The sequence below is a fragment of the Pseudomonas sp. RC3H12 genome, from assembly GCF_018596375.1.
In the GTDB taxonomy this organism is placed as follows: Bacteria; Pseudomonadota; Gammaproteobacteria; order Pseudomonadales; family Pseudomonadaceae; genus Aquipseudomonas.
Window position 1 is genome coordinate 3,900,520 of record NZ_CP075595.1, and the last position, 16,665, is coordinate 3,917,184.

Annotated in this window: 19 protein-coding genes and 1 tRNA gene; 5 read left to right on the forward strand and 15 right to left on the reverse strand. The window is 63.2% G+C overall.

All coding sequences use genetic code 11. The features are described from left to right. Positions 1-3 precede the first annotated feature (3 nt). The 8 genes from hscA to trmJ form a co-directional block, all read right to left on the reverse strand. On the reverse strand, positions 4-1,866 hold the full coding sequence (hscA, locus tag KHO27_RS17655) for a Fe-S protein assembly chaperone HscA (RefSeq protein ID WP_214500558.1): 1,863 nt from the start codon (positions 1,864-1,866) through the stop codon (positions 4-6). 43 nt (positions 1,867-1,909) lie between these two features. Then, complete coding sequence (gene hscB / locus KHO27_RS17660) at positions 1,910-2,431, reverse strand: co-chaperone HscB (RefSeq protein WP_102682078.1); 522 nt, start codon at positions 2,429-2,431, stop codon at positions 1,910-1,912. An 8-nt stretch (positions 2,432-2,439) separates the two neighbouring features. Then, the gene (gene iscA, locus KHO27_RS17665) at positions 2,440-2,763 is read right to left on the reverse strand and encodes an iron-sulfur cluster assembly protein IscA (protein ID WP_023630636.1); all 324 of its coding nucleotides are present in this window, start codon (positions 2,761-2,763) and stop codon (positions 2,440-2,442) included. Positions 2,764-2,788: 25 nt separating this feature from the next. Further along, positions 2,789-3,175, reverse strand: coding sequence for a Fe-S cluster assembly scaffold IscU (iscU, locus tag KHO27_RS17670; protein WP_023630637.1), 387 nt, complete (start codon positions 3,173-3,175; stop codon positions 2,789-2,791). A gap of 46 nt (positions 3,176-3,221) precedes the next feature. Further along, positions 3,222-4,436 carry an IscS subfamily cysteine desulfurase gene (locus KHO27_RS17675; protein WP_214500559.1) on the reverse strand — a complete coding sequence of 405 codons (1,215 nt, stop codon included), beginning with the start codon at positions 4,434-4,436 and terminating at the stop codon, positions 3,222-3,224. Positions 4,437-4,480: 44 nt separating this feature from the next. Beyond that, positions 4,481-4,972, reverse strand: a complete 492-nt coding sequence (gene iscR / locus KHO27_RS17680; RefSeq protein WP_023630639.1) for a Fe-S cluster assembly transcriptional regulator IscR — start codon at positions 4,970-4,972, stop codon at positions 4,481-4,483. A gap of 168 nt (positions 4,973-5,140) precedes the next feature. Further along, positions 5,141-5,929: a serine O-acetyltransferase gene (gene cysE, locus KHO27_RS17685; protein WP_023630640.1), complete on the reverse strand. Its 789-nt coding sequence runs from the start codon at positions 5,927-5,929 to the stop codon at positions 5,141-5,143. Between the two features lie 3 nt (positions 5,930-5,932). Then, positions 5,933-6,688: a tRNA (cytosine(32)/uridine(32)-2'-O)-methyltransferase TrmJ gene (gene trmJ / locus KHO27_RS17690; protein WP_214500560.1), complete on the reverse strand. Its 756-nt coding sequence runs from the start codon at positions 6,686-6,688 to the stop codon at positions 5,933-5,935. Positions 6,689-6,839: 151 nt separating this feature from the next. Between trmJ and suhB the strand changes: the two genes are divergently transcribed. Beyond that, a complete protein-coding gene (gene suhB / locus KHO27_RS17695) occupies positions 6,840-7,658 on the forward strand; it encodes a type III secretion system regulator SuhB (RefSeq protein ID WP_046854248.1) in 819 nt (272 codons plus the stop codon). 210 nt (positions 7,659-7,868) lie between these two features. On the opposite strand, the gene KHO27_RS17700 is transcribed toward suhB, so the two are convergent. The 6 genes from KHO27_RS17700 to queA form a co-directional block, all read right to left on the reverse strand. Next, positions 7,869-8,417 carry a glycine zipper 2TM domain-containing protein gene (locus tag KHO27_RS17700; RefSeq protein ID WP_102682081.1) on the reverse strand — a complete coding sequence of 183 codons (549 nt, stop codon included), beginning with the start codon at positions 8,415-8,417 and terminating at the stop codon, positions 7,869-7,871. A 120-nt stretch (positions 8,418-8,537) separates the two neighbouring features. After that, positions 8,538-9,446 carry a protein translocase subunit SecF gene (gene secF, locus KHO27_RS17705; RefSeq protein ID WP_102682082.1) on the reverse strand — a complete coding sequence of 303 codons (909 nt, stop codon included), beginning with the start codon at positions 9,444-9,446 and terminating at the stop codon, positions 8,538-8,540. Between the two features lie 10 nt (positions 9,447-9,456). Then, on the reverse strand, positions 9,457-11,319 hold the full coding sequence (gene secD / locus KHO27_RS17710; RefSeq protein WP_110699954.1) for a protein translocase subunit SecD: 1,863 nt from the start codon (positions 11,317-11,319) through the stop codon (positions 9,457-9,459). A gap of 64 nt (positions 11,320-11,383) precedes the next feature. Next, positions 11,384-11,719 carry a preprotein translocase subunit YajC gene (gene yajC, locus KHO27_RS17715; RefSeq protein ID WP_023629280.1) on the reverse strand — a complete coding sequence of 112 codons (336 nt, stop codon included), beginning with the start codon at positions 11,717-11,719 and terminating at the stop codon, positions 11,384-11,386. A gap of 42 nt (positions 11,720-11,761) precedes the next feature. Then, positions 11,762-12,877, reverse strand: a complete 1,116-nt coding sequence (gene tgt / locus KHO27_RS17720) for a tRNA guanosine(34) transglycosylase Tgt (RefSeq protein ID WP_023629281.1) — start codon at positions 12,875-12,877, stop codon at positions 11,762-11,764. Between the two features lie 14 nt (positions 12,878-12,891). After that, positions 12,892-13,941 carry a tRNA preQ1(34) S-adenosylmethionine ribosyltransferase-isomerase QueA gene (gene queA / locus KHO27_RS17725; RefSeq protein ID WP_102682086.1) on the reverse strand — a complete coding sequence of 350 codons (1,050 nt, stop codon included), beginning with the start codon at positions 13,939-13,941 and terminating at the stop codon, positions 12,892-12,894. A gap of 109 nt (positions 13,942-14,050) precedes the next feature. On the opposite strand from queA, the gene KHO27_RS17730 reads away from it, so the two are divergent. The 3 genes from KHO27_RS17730 to KHO27_RS17740 all read left to right on the forward strand — a co-directional run bounded on the left by KHO27_RS17730 (position 14,051) and on the right by KHO27_RS17740 (position 15,260). Next, a tRNA-Leu gene (locus KHO27_RS17730) sits at positions 14,051-14,135 on the forward strand. A 114-nt stretch (positions 14,136-14,249) separates the two neighbouring features. Next, on the forward strand, positions 14,250-14,708 hold the full coding sequence (locus tag KHO27_RS17735) for a hypothetical protein (protein ID WP_214500561.1): 459 nt from the start codon (positions 14,250-14,252) through the stop codon (positions 14,706-14,708). Positions 14,709-14,780: 72 nt separating this feature from the next. Then, on the forward strand, positions 14,781-15,260 hold the full coding sequence (locus KHO27_RS17740; RefSeq protein WP_110699958.1) for a GNAT family N-acetyltransferase: 480 nt from the start codon (positions 14,781-14,783) through the stop codon (positions 15,258-15,260). 153 nt (positions 15,261-15,413) lie between these two features. On the opposite strand, the gene KHO27_RS17745 is transcribed toward KHO27_RS17740, so the two are convergent. Next, entirely contained in the window at positions 15,414-15,575 is a 162-nt protein-coding gene (locus KHO27_RS17745) for a helix-turn-helix domain-containing transcriptional regulator (RefSeq protein ID WP_102682088.1), read from the reverse strand. Positions 15,576-15,765: 190 nt separating this feature from the next. Here KHO27_RS17745 and KHO27_RS17750 point away from each other — a divergent pair, with 190 nt between their 5' ends. After that, positions 15,766-16,656 carry a bestrophin family protein gene (locus KHO27_RS17750; protein ID WP_111532086.1) on the forward strand — a complete coding sequence of 297 codons (891 nt, stop codon included), beginning with the start codon at positions 15,766-15,768 and terminating at the stop codon, positions 16,654-16,656. Positions 16,657-16,665 lie beyond the last annotated feature (9 nt).

Genomic DNA, 16,665 nt, shown 5'->3' on the forward strand with positions numbered 1-16,665 from the left:
CGATTACTCCTCGATCTCATTCAGGTTGCGCCCGGCCAGTGCGGCTTTGACCGTCGAATCAAGGCGACGGGCGGCAAATGCATCGGTCACCTGCGACAGACGCTTGGTCTGTTGCTCGATGGCAGCGCCATCGGTGCCGCTCAGCAAATCACGTAGTTCCTGCATCTGGAATTCGATCGCTTCGCGCTCGTCGCTGCTGAGCAAGCGTTCGCCATCGGCGTCCAGGGCGCCCTGCACCGCCTCGAGCAGGCGCTCGGCGTCGACCTGATGCTCGCGCAGTTGGCGCGCGTGCTTGTCGGAGCCGGCATGCTCGAACGAGTCCTTGAGCATGCGGGCGATCTCGCCGTCGGTCAGGCCATACGATGGCTTGACCTGGATGCTCGATTCCACGCCCGAACCCAGCTCGCGGGCCGCGACGCTGAGCAGGCCGTCGGCGTCGACCTGGAAGGTCACACGGATCTTCGCCGCACCGGCCACCATCGCCGGAATGCCGCGCAGCTCGAAGCGTGCCAGCGAGCGGCAATCGCTGATCAGCTCGCGCTCACCCTGCAGGACGTGGATCATCATGGCCGACTGGCCATCCTTGTAGGTGGTGAACTCCTGGGCGCGGGCCACCGGGATGGTGGTGTTGCGCGGGATCACCTTCTCCATCAGCCCGCCCATGGTCTCGAGGCCGAGCGACAGCGGGATGACGTCCAGCAGCAACAGCTCGCCGCCTTCGCGACGGTTGCCAGCCAGGGTATCAGCTTGGATCGCGGCACCAATGGCCACCACCTGGTCCGGGTCGATCGAGGTCAGCGGGGTACGGCCAAACAGTGCGCCGACCGCCTCGCGCACACGTGGCACGCGGGTCGAACCGCCGACCATGACCACCGCGCCGACTTCTTCGAGCTCGACGCCGCTGTCACGCACGGCACGACGGCAGGCCTTGAGGCTGCGGGCGACCAATGGCTCGATCATGGCGTCGAAAGCCACCCGGCTCAGCTCGCCCTGCCAGGCGCCGTGGCTGACCCCGACCACGTCGGCGTCGGTCAGGGCTTCCTTGGCCGCGCAGGCAGCCTGCAGCAGCTGGCGCTGGGTGGCCGGGTCGAGGTCGGAGGAAAGCCCCGCCTGCTCGATGATCCAGCCGGCAATGGCGTGGTCGAAATCATCGCCGCCCAGGGCAGTATCGCCACCGGTGGCCAGCACTTCGAAGACACCGCCGGTCAGGCGCAGGATGGAAATATCGAAGGTACCGCCGCCCAGGTCGTAGATCGCCACCAGGCCTTCGGCATTCTGGTCCAGGCCATAGGCAACGGCCGCCGCAGTGGGCTCGTTGAGCAGGCGCAGGACGTTGAGGCCGGCCAGTTTGGCGGCATCCTTGGTTGCCTGGCGCTGGGCATCGTCGAAGTATGCCGGCACGGTGATCACCGCGCCCACCAGCTCGCCACCGAGGGTTTCCTCGGCACGCTGACGCAATACCTTGAGGATATCGGCAGACACTTCCACCGGGCTTTTCGCACCCTGAACGGTGTCGATGAACGGCATGTGCGACTCGCCACCGACGAAACGGTACGGCAGTTGCTCGCCCAGCTGCTTGACGTCGGCCAGGCCGCGCCCCATCAGGCGCTTGACCGACAGAATGGTGTTCAACGGGTCGCTGGAGGCGGCATCGCGGGCAGCCTGGCCCACTTCATTGCGGCCTTCGAGATAACGCACGGCCGAGGGCAGGATCACCTGGCCCTGGTCATCGGGCAGCGGCTCGCTGCGCCCGCTGCGCACGGCGGCGACGAGAGAATTGGTGGTGCCCAGGTCAATGCCCACCGCCAGGCGGCGCTGGTGCGGTTGAGGGCTCTGACCGGGTTCGGCGATCTGCAGTAGGGCCATGCTTATCTGAGTACCTTAGGCGTCATCACGGGCGACGCCGGGGTTAATCGTCGAGGCGCTCTTCGAGTTGGCGCACTTCTTGGGCGAGCTTGTCGAGGAACTGCATGCGGCGCATCAGGCGCTCGGCCTTGTCGCGCTGGGCTGCATCGTCCCAACAGTCGGCGAAGTCATTGTTCAGTGCGTCCTGGGCACCCTTGAGGCGCTTCTTGAACACACCAACACCGTCAAGATCGGCTTCGTCCTGCAACTCTTCGAGCTCTTCGCGCCACTGCATCTGCTGCAGCAGGAAGTCCGGGTCATGCACCGTGACTTCCTGAGGCACTTCGTGGCCACCGATGGCCAGCAGGTAACGGGCGCGACGCGGCGCGCTGCGCAAGGTCTGGTAGGCGTCGTTCAGTGCTGCAGACTTTTCCAGGGCGACACGCTGCTCACGCTCGGAAGCGTCGGCGAAGCGGTCAGGGTGGACCTCACGGGCCAACTCGCGATAGCGAACGGCCAGTTGGTCGAGGTCCAGGCGGAAAGCCGGTTGCAGGTCGAACAGGGCGAAATGGCAAAGAGTACCCACAGCCAGCCTCAAACGTTGAAGCTTTCGCCGCAGCCACACTCACCGCGCACGTTGGGGTTGTTGAACTTGAAACCTTCGTTCAACCCTTCCTTGACGAAGTCCAGCTCGGTGCCATCGAGGTACACCAGGCTTTTCGGGTCGATGATGACCTTCACGCCATGGTTCTCGAACACCTGGTCTTCGGCGGCGAGCTCGTCGACGAACTCCAGCACGTAGGCCAGGCCCGAGCAGCCGGTGGTGCGCACGCCCAGGCGAATGCCCTCACCCTTGCCGCGCCCGTCGAGGGAGCGGCGAATGTGGTTGGCGGCGGCTTCTGTCATGCTGATAGCCATCGGAACTCCTTACCTCGCAGTCGACTTAGACCAAGCCTTTCTTCTGCTTGTAATCGCGAACAGCGGCCTTGATGGCATCTTCGGCGAGCACGGAGCAGTGGATCTTGACCGGCGGCAATGCCAGCTCTTCAGCCAGCTGGGTGTTCTTGATGGTCTCGGCCTCGTCCAGGGTCTTGCCCTTCATCCACTCGGTGGCGAGGGAGCTGGAGGCGATGGCCGAACCGCAACCGTAGGTCTTGAACTTGGCGTCTTCGATGACGCCCTGCTCGTTGACCTTGATCTGCAGGCGCATCACGTCACCGCAGGCCGGGGCGCCGACCATGCCGGTACCGACATCCGGATCGTCGGCGTTCATCTTGCCGACGTTGCGCGGGTTTTCGTAGTGGTCGATGACCTTTTCACTGTATGCCATGGTGCAATTCCTTCCTCATCAGGGAGCCGCTCTTGCCGGCGACTGCTTAGTGGGCGGCCCACTCGATCTTGGAGATGTCGACGCCGTCTTTGTACATGTCCCACAGCGGCGACAATTCGCGCAGCTTGTTGACGGCCTCGCAGACTTTCTGCGCGGCGTAGTCGACTTCTTCCTCGGTGCTGAAGCGACCGAAGGAGAAGCGGATCGAGCTGTGCGCCAGCTCGTCGTTGCGGCCCAGGGCGCGCAGGACGTAGGACGGCTCGAGCGAAGCGGAGGTGCAGGCCGAACCGGACGAAACAGCGATGTCCTTGAGCGACATCAGCAGCGACTCGCCTTCGACGTAGTTGAAGCTCAGGTTCAGGTTGTGCGGCACGCGCTGGGTCTGGCTGCCGTTGACGTACAGCTCTTCGAGGTCCGAGACCTGCTTGAAGAAGCGGTCACTCAGGGCCTTGATGCGCACGTTTTCAGCGGCCATTTCCTGCTTGGCAATGGCGAAGGCTTCGCCCATGCCGACGATCTGATGGGTCGGCAGGGTGCCCGAACGCATGCCGCGCTCATGGCCACCGCCGTGAATGATGGCTTCCAGGCGCACGCGCGGCTTGCGGCTGACGTACAGCGCGCCGATGCCTTTGGGGCCGTAGACCTTGTGCGCGGAGAACGACATCAGGTCGACCTTGAGCTTTTGCACGTCGATCTCGACCTTGCCGGCCGACTGCGCGGCGTCGACATGGAACAGTACACCGCGCGAACGGGTCAGTTCGCCGATGGCGGCGATGTCGTTGATCGAGCCGACTTCGTTGTTCACGTGCATCAGCGAGACCAGGATGGTGTCGTCGCGCAGGACGGCTTCGACCATCGCCGGGGTGACGATGCCGTCTTCACCCGGCTCGAGGTAGGTGACCTCGAAACCTTCACGCTCGAGCTGGCGAGCAGTATCCAGGACCGCCTTGTGCTCGATCTTGGAGGTGATGATGTGTTTGCCCTTGGTCTGATAGAAGTGCGCCACGCCTTTGAGGGCGAGGTTGTCGGACTCGGTGGCACCGCTGGTCCAGACGATCTCGCGCGGATCGGCGTTGATCAGCTCGGCGACCTGGCGGCGGCCGTTCTCGACTGCTTCCTCGGCTTTCCAGCCGAACACGTGGGAGCGCGAGGCCGGGTTACCGAAGTTCCCGTCAACCAGCAGGCACTCGGCCATCTTCTGGGCGACACGGGGATCGACCGGCGTGGTCGCGGAGTAATCGAGGTAGATCGGCAACTTCATTGAGTATCTCCTATCAGGCGGTGGCGTCGCTCGTCGCTGCAATTTCAGTCGACGGCGGACGTCTCAATCTTGTCCAGCTGGGCGGTTCGGCCTGCGACACGGCGCAGGTCCTGGCGCTGGGCGACTTCCTGCACCTCGCGGCGCATGACGAGGTCGGCCAGGCTGATGCCACTGAGGAATTCATGGATCTGCTGGCTCAGGTCACACCACAGGTGGTGAGTCAGGCAGGTATCACCGGCGTGGCAATCCCCCAGGCCCTGGCAACGGGTGGCATCGACCGATTCGTTGACCGCGTCGATGACCTGGGCCACCTGGATGGTTTCCATGCCTCGCGACAGCTGGTAGCCGCCGCCTGGGCCGCGAACGCTGGATACCAGGCTGCTGCGGCGCAGCTTGGCGAACAGCTGCTCCAGATAAGAGAGGGAAATGCCCTGGCGCTCGGAAATATCGGCCAAAGACACCGGCCCCTGCTGCGCGTGCAACGCCAGGTCAAGCATGGCGGTCACGGCGTATCGGCCTTTGGTAGTCAGTCGCATGGCGTATGGGTACCACGGGAGTTACAGGATGTGTGCGAGTATGCGATTCCCGAGCATTTAAGTCAACTATAAGACCTAGTGCTTTAGTCGGGTATGCATGCGGGAGGCGGCCGCGAGTGTAGCAGACAAGGGGCGCGAGCACACGCCCCTTGTATCGGGCCGGCGCAATCAATGCGACCGAGTGTCGCCCTGCTTCAGCTCGACGCAGGCCTCGGCGAAGTCGTCGTCGGGCAGCGCTGGCAGCTCCTTGGCGCAGTAGTCACTGCCCATCCGGGTCAGCGCGCCACACATGCCCTCCAGGCGCTCGTCGACGGCCTGCAGGTGGTCGAGCATCTGGCCGATGGCGCGCGCCACCGGGTCCGGCATGTCGCCACTGACGCCATAGGCGTCGAAGCCGATCTTCTCGGCCATGGCCTTGCGCTTGGCCTCGACGGCGTCATCCTCGGTCTTGACGATGATCCGCCCCGGGATGCCTACCGCCGTGGCGCCGGCCGGCACCGCCTTGGTAACCACCGCGTTGGAGCCGATCTTGGCCCCGGCGCCCACGGTAAACGGGCCCAGCACCTTGGCCCCGGCACCGACCACGACGCCGTTTTCCAGGGTCGGGTGACGCTTGCCCTTGTTCCAGCTGGTGCCACCGAGGGTGACACCCTGGTAGAGGGTCACGTCGTCGCCGATCTCGGCGGTTTCGCCAATGACGATGCCCATGCCATGGTCGATGAAGAAGCGCCGGCCGATGGTCGCGCCCGGGTGGATTTCGATACCGGTCAGCCAGCGGCCGAAGTTCGACACCAGGCGCGCCAGCCACTTGAAATCGCGCTTCCACAGGGCATTGCCCAGGCGGTGCAGCCAGATGGCGTGCATGCCCGGGTAGCAGGTCAACACCTCGAAGGCATTGCGCGCGGCGGGGTCACGATGGAAAACACTTTGAATATCTTCACGCAGACGCTCGAACATCGTTCAGTCCTTCCGTTTATGCGGCTCGCCCCGGACAACTTTCTGGGTCTCGGTGAGGATGCCGCGCAAAATGCTCATTTCCGTACGCTCGACCGAGCTGCGCCCATACAGCCGACGCATGCGCGGCATCAGGTGCTTGGGCTTGGCAGGGTCGAGGAAGCCGATGTCCACCAGGGTTTTTTCCAGGTGGTCATAAAACAGCTCCATTTCGTCCATGGTCGCCAGTTCATTGGCGTCCGCCTTCTCGACCTTGGGCGCCGCGTCCGGCACCGCCAACGAGGCCATGCGCACCTCGTAGGCGAGCACCTGGACCGCGGCGGCCAGATTCAGCGAGCTGAAGTCGGGATTGGAGGGAATGTGCACGTGGAAGTGACATCGCTGCAGTTCTTCGTTGGTCAGGCCGGCGTGTTCGCGACCGAACACCAGGGCGATTTCCTCACCGCCCAGGGCGTGCTCCACCGCCTTGGTGCCGCACTCACGCGGGCCGATCAGCGGCCAGGGAATGCTGCGCTCGCGGGCGCTGGTGCCCATGACCAGGCTGCAGCCGACCAGCGCCTGCTCGAGACTGTCGACCACCTGGGCGCCGGCCAGCACGTCGTCGGCACCCGAGGCGCGCGCCGAGGCATCGGCGGCCGGGAATTCTTTCGGCTGCACCAGCACCAGGCGCGACAAGCCCATGTTCTTCATGGCACGCGCAGCGCCGCCGATGTTGCCGGGGTGGCTGGTATTGACCAGGACAACACGAATATTTTGCAGCAAGGTGTCGTGCTCTCGGATGCAGAAAAAGGAGGGTTCGATCTTACAGAACCGACCAGCGTAACGCCATGAAAGCAAATGTGACACTTCTGTCGTCAAAGATTTCTGCTAGAATGGCCGGCTTTCCTCTTTAACATCTCCAGGTGACCTTCCCATGCAGCCTATGCTGAATATCGCCCTGCGCGCCGCTCGCAGCGCCAGTGAACTGATTTTCCGCTCCATCGAACGCCTGGACAGCATCAAAGTCGACGAAAAGCAGGCCAAGGACTACGTGTCCGAGGTTGATCGCGCCGCCGAGAAGGTCATCGTCGAAGCCCTGCGCAAGGCCTACCCGAACCACTCCATCCAGGGCGAAGAAACTGGCCTGCACGCCGGCACTGGCGAGGAAGGCAAGGACTATCTGTGGATCATCGACCCACTGGACGGCACCACCAACTTCCTGCGTGGCGTGCCGCACTTCGCTGTCAGCATCGCCTGCAAATACCGCGGCCGCCTCGAGCACGCCGTGATCGTCGATCCGGTTCGCCAGGAAGAATTCACCGCCAGCCGTGGCCGTGGCGCCCAGATCAATGGCCGTCGCCTGCGCGTCAGCTCGCGCACCAGCCTGGAAGGCGCCCTGCTGGGTACCGGTTTCCCGTTCCGTGACAGCCAGATGGCCGACCTGGACAACTACCTGGGCATGTTCCGCGCCCTGACCGGCCAGACCGCCGGCATCCGCCGCGCCGGTTCCGCCAGCCTGGACCTGGCCTATGTCGCCGCCGGCCGCTTCGACGCCTTCTGGGAGTCGGGCCTGTCCGAGTGGGACATGGCCGCAGGCGTGCTGCTGATCCAGGAAGCGGGCGGCCTGGTCAGCGACTTCAACGGTGGCCACGAATTCCTCGAGAAAGGCCACATCGTCGCGGGCAACATCAAGTGCTTCAAGGCCGTGCTGACTGCCATCCAGCCGCACCTGCCGGAACACATGAAGCGCTAAGCGCCGATTGCGAGCACAAAAAAAGCACCTCTCGAGGTGCTTTTTTTGTGCCGCCGTTTTTAGGAAATCACCAGCGTGGGAGCGGGCTTGACCCGCGATCACCGGCAAAGCCGGTGCCATACACCGCATCGCGGGGCAAGCCCGCTCCCACGCTGTTCCTGCTAAATCATCACGGTGCGAACAGTTCCATGAGATGAATCCGCAAAAGGCTCACTGCCCCGGCTGGTTCTGACTCAGGATCAGCTTGCCGTTCTTGTCCAGCGGGATGGTCGAGCCCGGCTCATGATCCATCTTCACCTTGCCGACCTGATCACCGATGGAATAGGTCACGTTGTAGCCCACGACCTTGTCGCTGATGTCATTGACCGTGTTGCAACGGGTTTGCGTGGTGGTGTAGGTGTCACGCTCTTGCATGCCCTCCTGCACCTTGTTGCCGGCATAGCCGCCGCCGACCGCACCGGCCACGGTGGCAATCTTCTTGCCGGTACCGCCGCCGATCTGGTTACCCAACAGGCCACCAGCGATGGCGCCGACCACCGTACCGGCGATCTGGTGCTGGTCCTTGACCGGCGCCTGGCGCGTCACGGTGACGTCCTTGCAGACCTCGCGCGGCGTCTTCACCTGCTGCTTGATCGGCTGCACGTCAGTGACCTGGGCGTACTCAGGCCCCTTGTTCACCAAGCTGTAGGTCGCCACAGCACCTCCGGCAGTCACACCGACAGCACCCAGAACCGCACCCACCAGCATTGATTTGTTCACGTGAACCTCCTGATCGTACCCGCGGGCATAGGGCCCGCCTTCTCCCAGCCTTGGAGCAAAAAAAAAGGCGCGAGTTCAACACTCGCGCCTTTCTTTACGCCAGACGGCGCAGGACAAGCCTTACGGACGCTCGTCCACACCCTCGGCCTTGACCGGCGGGATCAGGTCTTCGCTGCTCAGGTTCAGCCAGATCAGCACCACGTTGGCGATGTAGATCGACGAGTAGGTACCCGCCATGACGCCGATGAACAACGCCAGGGAGAAGCCGAACAGGTTGTCACCGCCGAAGAACAGCAGCGCGGCGATGGCCAGCAAGGTCGACACCGAGGTGGCGACGGTCCGCAGCAGGGTCTGGGTGGTCGAGATGTTGATGTTCTCGATCAGCGATGCCTTGCGCAGCACGCGGAAGTTCTCGCGCACCCGGTCGAACACCACGATGGTGTCGTTGAGCGAATAGCCGATGATCGCCAGCACCGCCGCCAGCACCGTCAGGTCGAAGGTGATCTGGAAGAACGACAGGATGCCCAGGGTGACCACCACGTCGTGGATCAGCGAGATGATCGCGCCGACCGCGAACTTCCACTGGAACCGGAACGCCAGGTAGATGAGGATGCCGCCCAGGGCCAGGAGCATGCCGAGGCCGCCCTGGTCACGCAGCTCCTCGCCCACCTGAGGGCCGACGAACTCGACGCGCTTGACCGTGGCCGGGTTATCGCCACCGATCTTCTGCAGCGCCTCGGCCACGCGGTTGCCCAACTGTGGATCATCGCCCGGCATGCGCACCAGCAGGTCGGTGGTGGCGCCGAAGCTCTGCACCACGGCATCGTGGAAGCCGGAGCCAACCAGCTCGGTACGCACCTTCTCCAGGTCTGCCGGACGCTCATAGGTGAGCTCGATCAGCGTACCGCCGGTGAAGTCCAGGCCGAAGTTCAGGCCCTTGTGCCACCAGCTGAACAGCGCCAGCACGGTGAGGAGCACGGTGATGGCGAACGCGACATTGCGCACGCCCATGAAGTTGATGGTTTTCATCGCAGCTCCCTCAAACCCACAGCTTCTTGATGTCACGCCCGCCACAGGTCAGGTTGACCAGTGCGCGGGTCACCATGACGGCGGTGAACATCGAGGTGAAAATCCCGAGGGACATGGTGACCGCGAAGCCCTTGACCGGACCAGTACCCATGGCGAACAGGATGCCGCCGACCAGCAAGGTGGTCAGGTTGGCGTCGACGATCGCCGAGTAGGCGCGGTTGAAACCTTCGTGGATGGCGCGCTGCACCGACATGCCGGCGGCGATCTCTTCGCGGATCCGCGAGAAGATCAGCACGTTGGCGTCCACCGCCATACCCATGGTCAACACGATACCGGCGATACCCGGCAGGGTCAGCGTGGCCCCCAGCAGCGACATCAGCGCCAGCAGCAGGACCATGTTGCCCGCCAAGGCGATGGTCGCCAGCACGCCGAAGGCGCGATAGATGGCGATGATGAACAGCGAGACGAACAGCATGCCCCACAGGGATGCGTCAATACCCTTGGTGATGTTGTCGGCACCCAGGCTCGGGCCGATGGTGCGCTCTTCGGCGAAGTACATCGGCGCGGCCAGACCACCGGCCCGCAGCAGCAGGGCCAGTTCGGAGGACTCGCCCTGGCCATTCAGCCCGGTGATGCGGAACTGGCTGCCCAGCGGCGACTGGATGGTCGCCAGGCTGATGATCTTCTTCTCTTCCTGGAAGGTCTGCACCGCGACTTCTTTCTCGACGCCGTCGACCACCTGTTTCTGGTAGCGGGTCACCGGCTTCTGCTCGATGAAGATCACCGCCATGCTGCGGCCGACGTTGCTGCGCGTGGCGCGGCTCATCAGCTCGCCGCCATGGCCGTCGAGGCGAATGTTCACCTGCGGGCGACCGTGCTCGTCGAAGCTGGCCTGGGCGTCGGTGACCTGGTCACCGGTGATGATCAGGCCGCGCTCGACCGGAGCGGAGCGGCCGCCTTCGCGGAACTCGAACACCTCGGTGGTGGCCTTGGACGCGCCTGGCTCGGCGCCGAAGCGGAACTCCAGGTTGGCGGTCTTGCCGAGGATACGCTTGGCTTCGGCGGTGTCCTGCACGCCCGGCAGTTCGACCACGATGCGGTTGGCACCCTGGCGCTGCACCAGCGGCTCGGCCACGCCCAGCTCGTTCACACGGTTGCGGACGGTGGTCAGGTTCTGCTTGATGGAGTATTCGCGGATCTCGGCGACCTTGGCCTGGGTCAGCGCCAGGCGCAACACGGCGAGCTCGTTGCGCTCGGTGGTGGTCAGGTCGAAATCACTGAAATTCTTGCGGATCAGGCTGCGGGCCTGTTCGCGGGTAGCATCGTCGGCGAAGCCCAGCATGATCCCGCCGTCCTGCTGCGGCAGGCTGCGGTAGCGGACGCGCTCTTTGCGCAGCAAGGTCTTGACCTCGCCTTCGTAGACTTTCATGCGCGCGGTCATGGCCTTGTCCATGTCCACTTCCAGCAGGAAGTGCACACCACCGGACAGGTCCAGGCCGAGCTTCATCGGGCTGGCACCCAGGTTGCGCAGCCACTGCGGCGTGGTCTGGGCCAGGTTCAGGGCCACGACATAGTCGTCACCGAGAGCCTTGCGCGCCACATCCTTGGCCGGCAGCTGGTCTTCCTGGTTGGTCAGGCGCACCAGGGCACTGCCCTTCTCGCCCAGGCTGCCGCCTTTGACGGTGATGCCGGCATCGGTCAGCGCCTTGGTGACGCGATCGAGATCGGCCTGGCTGACATGCAGGGCGGAACTGGCGCCGCTGATCTGCACCGCCGGATCATCCGGGTAGAGGTTGGGTGCGGAATAAATGAAGCCGACCGCCAGTACCACCACGATCAGCAGGTATTTCCACAAAGGGTATTTGTTCAGCATCACGCCGCCCGTTCAAGACGCGGGGCGCTTTGCGCGCCCCGACTGGAAAAATGAAACCGGTAACTCAGATAGCCTTGAGCGTACCTTTTGGCAGGGTCGCGGCAATGGCGCCCTTCTGGAACTTCAGCTCGACATTGTCGGACACTTCCAGGACCACGAAGTCGTCGGCAACCTTGACGATCTTGCCGGCGATGCCGCCGTTGGTGACAACTTCGTCACCTTTTTGCAGGTTGCTCAGCAGGTTCTTCTGCTCTTTGGCACGCTTGGCCTGCGGGCGCCAGATCATCAGGTAGAAGATGACCAGGAAGCCGACCAGGAAGATCCACTCGAAGCCGGTACCGGCTGGGCCGGCGGCGGGGGCTGCTGCGTCCGCGTAGGCGGCGGGGATAAAGAAGCTCATTGGGCTCTCCTAATGGAATTTTCTAATAATGATTGCGAACAGTCAGTCCAAAGGCGGAACGGGAAGCCCGCGCTTGGCGTAGAAGGCGTCGACAAAGGCGGCCAATTTACCCTGTTGAATAGCCTCGCGTAAACCGGCCATCAAGCGCTGGTAATGGCGCAAGTTGTGGATGGTATTCAGCATGCTGCTCAACATTTCGCCGCACTTGTCCAGGTGGTGCAGGTAGGCGCGGGAGAAGTTGGTGCAGGTGTAGCAATCGCAGGTCGGATCCAGCGGCGATTCATCGTGGCGATGGAACGCGTTGCGGATCTTGATCACCCCGGTATCGACGAACAGATGGCCGTTGCGCGCGTTGCGCGTGGGCATCACGCAGTCGAACATGTCGACGCCGCGGCGCACACCCTCTACAAGATCTTCCGGCTTGCCTACCCCCATAAGGTAACGAGGTTTGTCAGCCGGCATCTGCGCGGGCAGGTAGTCCAGCACCTTGATCATCTCGTGCTTGGGTTCGCCCACCGACAGGCCGCCGATGGCCAGGCCATCGAAGTCGATGTTGACCAGCGCTTCCAGCGAGCGCATGCGCAAGTCCTGGTACATGCCGCCCTGGACGATGCCGAACAGCGCCGCGGTGTTGTCGCCGTGGGCGTTCTTCGAGCGCTGGGCCCAGCGCAGCGACAGCTCCATCGAGGTGCGCGCCACGTCGTGCTCGGCCGGGTACGGCGTGCACTCGTCGAAGATCATCACGATGTCCGAGCCCAGGTCGCGCTGCACCTGCATGGACTCTTCCGGCCCCATGAACACCTTGGAGCCGTCCACTGGCGATGCGAAGGTCACGCCTTCCTCCTTGATCTTGCGCATGGCGCCCAGGCTGAACACCTGGAAACCACCGGAATCAGTGAGGATAGGGCCTTTCCATTGCATGAAATCGTGCAGGCCGTTGTGTTTCTTGATGACCTCGGTGCCCGGGCGCAGCCACAGGTGGAAGGTGTTGCCAAGGATGATCTCGGCGCCGATGGCCTCGATGTCACGCGGCAGCATGCCCTTGACCGTGCCATAGGTGCCCACCGGCATGAAGGCCGGGGTTTCGACCGTGCCACGGGGGAAGGTGAGCCGGCCGCGACGGGCCTTGCCGTCGGTGGCCAGCAGTTCGAACGACATTCGACAGGTGCGACTCATGCTTGATCCTCTGGGCCGCGTGGCGCCGGATTGCGGGTGATGAACATGGCATCACCGTAACTGAAGAAGCGGTAACCGTTTGCGACCGCCGCCGCGTAGGCGGCCATGGTCTCCGGGTAACCGGCGAAGGCCGAGACCAGCATCAGCAGCGTGGACTCCGGCAGGTGGAAGTTGGTGACCAGGCAATCGACCACATGGAACGGCCGGCCCGGGAAGATGAAGATGTCGGTGTCGCCGCTGAACGCCTTGAGCTCGCCATCGCGCGCCGCGCTCTCCAGCGAACGCACGCTGGTGGTGCCCACGGCGATCACCCGCCCGCCACGGGCGCGGCAGGCCTGCACGGCATCGACCACATCCTGGCCCACTTCGAGCCACTCTTTATGCATGGTGTGGTCTTCGATCTTGTCGACCCGCACCGGCTGGAAGGTACCCGCCCCTACGTGCAGGGTGACGAAGGCGCGTTCAACGCCTTTGGCGGCGATCTTTTCCAGCAGCGCCTCGTCGAAGTGCAGGCCGGCGGTGGGCGCGGCCACGGCGCCGGCGCGCTGAGCGTAGACGGTCTGGTAGCGCTCGCGGTCGGCGCCCTCGTCGGGGCGGTCAATGTACGGCGGCAGCGGCATATGGCCGACGCGCTCGAGCAGCGGCAGCACCTCTTCGCTGAAACGCAGCTCGAACAGCGTGTCGTGGCGGGCGACCATCTCGGCCTCGCCACCGCCGTCGATGAGGATCTGCGCGCCTTCTTTAGGCGCCTTGCTGGCACGCACATGGGCCAGCACGCGGTGGCTGTCGAGCACGCGCTCGACCAGCACTTCCAGCTTGCCGCCGGAGGCTTTCTGGCCGAACAGCCGCGCCGGGATCACCCGGGTGTTGTTGAACACCATCAGGTCACCGGGGCGCAGGTAGTCGAGCAGGTCGGTGAACTGCTTGTGGGCCAGTTCGCCGCTGGGGCCGTCGAGCACCAGCAGGCGGCTGCCATGACGCTCGGCCAGTGGATGGCGGGCAATCAGGGAATCGGGGAGTTCGAAGGAAAAATCGGCGACGCGCATGATGATGTTCGGGTTCGACAGGGCCGGGAAGTTTAGCCCAATGCGTGAAAATTGACCATGAAAGCCGATTGACCGCCTTGGGCGACCTCTCTATACTGCGGCGCCACAAGCCCTGATGGCGGAATTGGTAGACGCGGCGGATTCAAAATCCGTTTTCGAAAGGAGTGGGAGTTCGAGTCTCCCTCGGGGCACCAAGATCCAGAAAAAACCGACCTTATGGTCGGTTTTTTTGTGTCTGAAAACAGGTGAAGTAAATGCACGCTATCGGCGAACAACCTTCACCGCCATAACGACAGGAAGTCCATGGCATGTCATTACCGCAATTGATCACAAGAACGCGAACAAACCTCTGGACCGTGCTGCCTGGTTTGCTCGGCGGCATGGCGGTGACCACCACCATCTCGCCATTCGATAGGTTCTTCTGGGGAAATGTCGTCGATATCTGGGGACCGCAAGCCGCTATCCTGATCATTCTGTTGATCCTCAGGGCGCCAAGACCGGTGATCGGCGGTACAGCATTGGCGATGGCACTTTACCTGGCGCTTTTCTACCTCTGGTTTTTCACGGGCGGAAGAGGCGACGTCATGGCGTGGTTCGTCTACCTGTTCAGCTTGCCTGGGGCGCTGATCGGCGCCTGCCTGGCGCTGCGCTTGACGAAGCGGGCAGCACCACTCACCGCCCTTGCCCTGGCAGGCGCCTGGGTTGCGACTGGCCTGGTGATCAATCAGACGATCATCTGCTCCACCCTCCTCTACTGCCTCGGGTAATCGCGCCCTGGGCGCGTGCAATGGTGAGGCCGTGGCGTATGCTGGAGCTCCATTCAAGTACGGATCGCCACCATGCCCTTGAGCCACCGCCCGGTGACACCGGCCGATGTCCCGGTAATTTGCCGCTTTGCCCATGACGCCGAGGAACTGTTTTACATGTTCCCCAAAGCCACCTACCCGCTTACCCCCATACAACTGAGCGAAGCCATCACCCAGCGCAGCGGTTCGACAGTGATCGAGGCCGATGGCGTGATCGTTGGCTTCGCCAATTTCTACAAAGCCGAACACGGCGGTGTCTGCGCGCTGGGTAATGTGGTGGTGGCGCCGGCTGCGCGGGGTCAGGGCGTGGCACGTTACCTGGTGCAATGCATGATCGCCCTGGCCCGCGAAGAATTCGCGGCGCGGGAGGTCTGGGTGTCGTGTTTCAATCACAACACCGCAGGGTTGCTGCTTTATCCACAGCTGGGTTTTGTACCGTTCGGGATCGAGGAGCGGCGGGCGCCGGATGGAAGCCGGGTGGCGCTGGTGCAGATGAAGCAGGTGTTGGGCTGAGGTTGATATGGTTTACCGGTGTGCAGTGTGGCCTGGATTGAGGCTGCGTTGTAGCCATCGCGGGTCAAGCCCCCCAACGCTGACGATGCTCGCAATTCTGCTCACCGTGCGACAGTGCAGTACAAAAGACCGGGTGCAAGGAATCTGGCTGGACTAGCCATCTGTATTGCGCAAGCGTGCAGCCTGGACATGGGACTGGGCTCGCATGATTTCATCTGCGTCACCTTCGGCCAGTACCTGTGACAGGTATTCCTGAATCGCTGCCTCTGAATCCAGTAGATCCGCAATCTTGAATGACGTCAGTTCACTGGTCATGCTGACTTCCTCAAAGTGAATGGGTCATGAGCCTAAACCATCGCCGCGAGAGAAGCCTTACCACTTGATGTAGGCCTCTTCTTAAGTGCTGAACAGAAAAGCCACGTTACACCTGCCCACGAATCCCAGCGAACCTTATCCCCTCCCGAGACGTCGGAACCTGCATCCCCCGTTTCGAGGTTCCCCCAACGTGAAAGCCCTCCTCGCCCGCAAGTACCGCCTGGTGGTCAAGACCTTCGGCTACATCGGCTGGTCGCTGTTCTGGCTGCTGATCTGGGACGTGCTGGTCACCATCGACTTCATGCTGTTCTTCAACAGCAAGTTCAGCCTGCCGCTGATCCCGCTCACCCTGCTGGGCTCGGCGCTGGTGGTGCTGGTGAGCTTTCGCAACAGCAGTGCCTACAACCGCTGGTGGGAAGCACGCACCTTGTGGGGGGCGCTGGTGAACAGTTCACGCAGTTTCGCCCGGCAGGTGCTGACGCTGGTCGACGACCCGGCTGACGGGCCGAACCCGGTGAAGGCGACCTTGCTGCGCCGGCACATCGCCTATGTGAACTGCCTGGCCGCCCACCTCAAGAACGAGAAATGCCCGGACGAGCTGATGGCCTTCATACCGCCCGGCGAGTTCGAACGGCGTAATCGCTCCAACAACTTCGCCAACGACATCCTCAGCGGCTCGGCGGCACTGCTGGCCCAGGAATACCAGGCCGGGCGGCTGGACAGCATTCGTCTGGCGCGCCTGGAGTCGACGCTGGTGGACCTGTCCAACGCCCAGGGCGGGATGGAGCGGATCGCCAATACGCCGCTGCCCTACCCTTATGTGTACTTCCCACGGCTGTTCATCACGCTGTTCTGCCTGATCGTGCCGGTGGGGCTGGTGGAATCGCTGGGCTGGTTCACGCCGCTGGCCTCGACCGTGGTCGGCTTCATGCTGCTGGCGATCGAACGGATCGGCACGGACCTGCAGAGCCCGTTCCGCATCAGCGAGCATCAGATCCCGATGGACACGATCTGCGAGACCATCGAACGCAACCTGGAGTCGATGCAGCGTGAGGCGCAGTGTACAGCCAGCGTGCCTTGAGCCCCCGGC

Excerpts from the sequence above, each read along its gene's own strand:
- hscA (WP_214500558.1), bottom strand. The coding sequence starts at position 1,866 with ATGGCCCTACTGCAGATCGCCGAACCCGGTCAGAGCCCTCAACCGCAC.
- iscA (WP_023630636.1), bottom strand. The coding sequence starts at position 2,763 with ATGGCTATCAGCATGACAGAAGCCGCCGCCAACCACATTCGCCGCTCC.
- iscU (WP_023630637.1), bottom strand. The coding sequence starts at position 3,175 with ATGGCATACAGTGAAAAGGTCATCGACCACTACGAAAACCCGCGCAAC.
- KHO27_RS17675 (WP_214500559.1), bottom strand. The coding sequence starts at position 4,436 with ATGAAGTTGCCGATCTACCTCGATTACTCCGCGACCACGCCGGTCGAT.
- iscR (WP_023630639.1), bottom strand. The coding sequence starts at position 4,972 with ATGCGACTGACTACCAAAGGCCGATACGCCGTGACCGCCATGCTTGAC.
- cysE (WP_023630640.1), bottom strand. The coding sequence starts at position 5,929 with ATGTTCGAGCGTCTGCGTGAAGATATTCAAAGTGTTTTCCATCGTGAC.
- suhB (WP_046854248.1), top strand. The coding sequence starts at position 6,840 with ATGCAGCCTATGCTGAATATCGCCCTGCGCGCCGCTCGCAGCGCCAGT.
- secF (WP_102682082.1), bottom strand. The coding sequence starts at position 9,446 with ATGAAAACCATCAACTTCATGGGCGTGCGCAATGTCGCGTTCGCCATC.
- secD (WP_110699954.1), bottom strand. The coding sequence starts at position 11,319 with ATGCTGAACAAATACCCTTTGTGGAAATACCTGCTGATCGTGGTGGTA.
- yajC (WP_023629280.1), bottom strand. The coding sequence starts at position 11,719 with ATGAGCTTCTTTATCCCCGCCGCCTACGCGGACGCAGCAGCCCCCGCC.
- tgt (WP_023629281.1), bottom strand. The coding sequence starts at position 12,877 with ATGTCGTTCGAACTGCTGGCCACCGACGGCAAGGCCCGTCGCGGCCGG.
- queA (WP_102682086.1), bottom strand. The coding sequence starts at position 13,941 with ATGCGCGTCGCCGATTTTTCCTTCGAACTCCCCGATTCCCTGATTGCC.
- KHO27_RS17735 (WP_214500561.1), top strand. The coding sequence starts at position 14,250 with ATGTCATTACCGCAATTGATCACAAGAACGCGAACAAACCTCTGGACC.
- KHO27_RS17740 (WP_110699958.1), top strand. The coding sequence starts at position 14,781 with ATGCCCTTGAGCCACCGCCCGGTGACACCGGCCGATGTCCCGGTAATT.
- KHO27_RS17745 (WP_102682088.1), bottom strand. The coding sequence starts at position 15,575 with ATGACCAGTGAACTGACGTCATTCAAGATTGCGGATCTACTGGATTCA.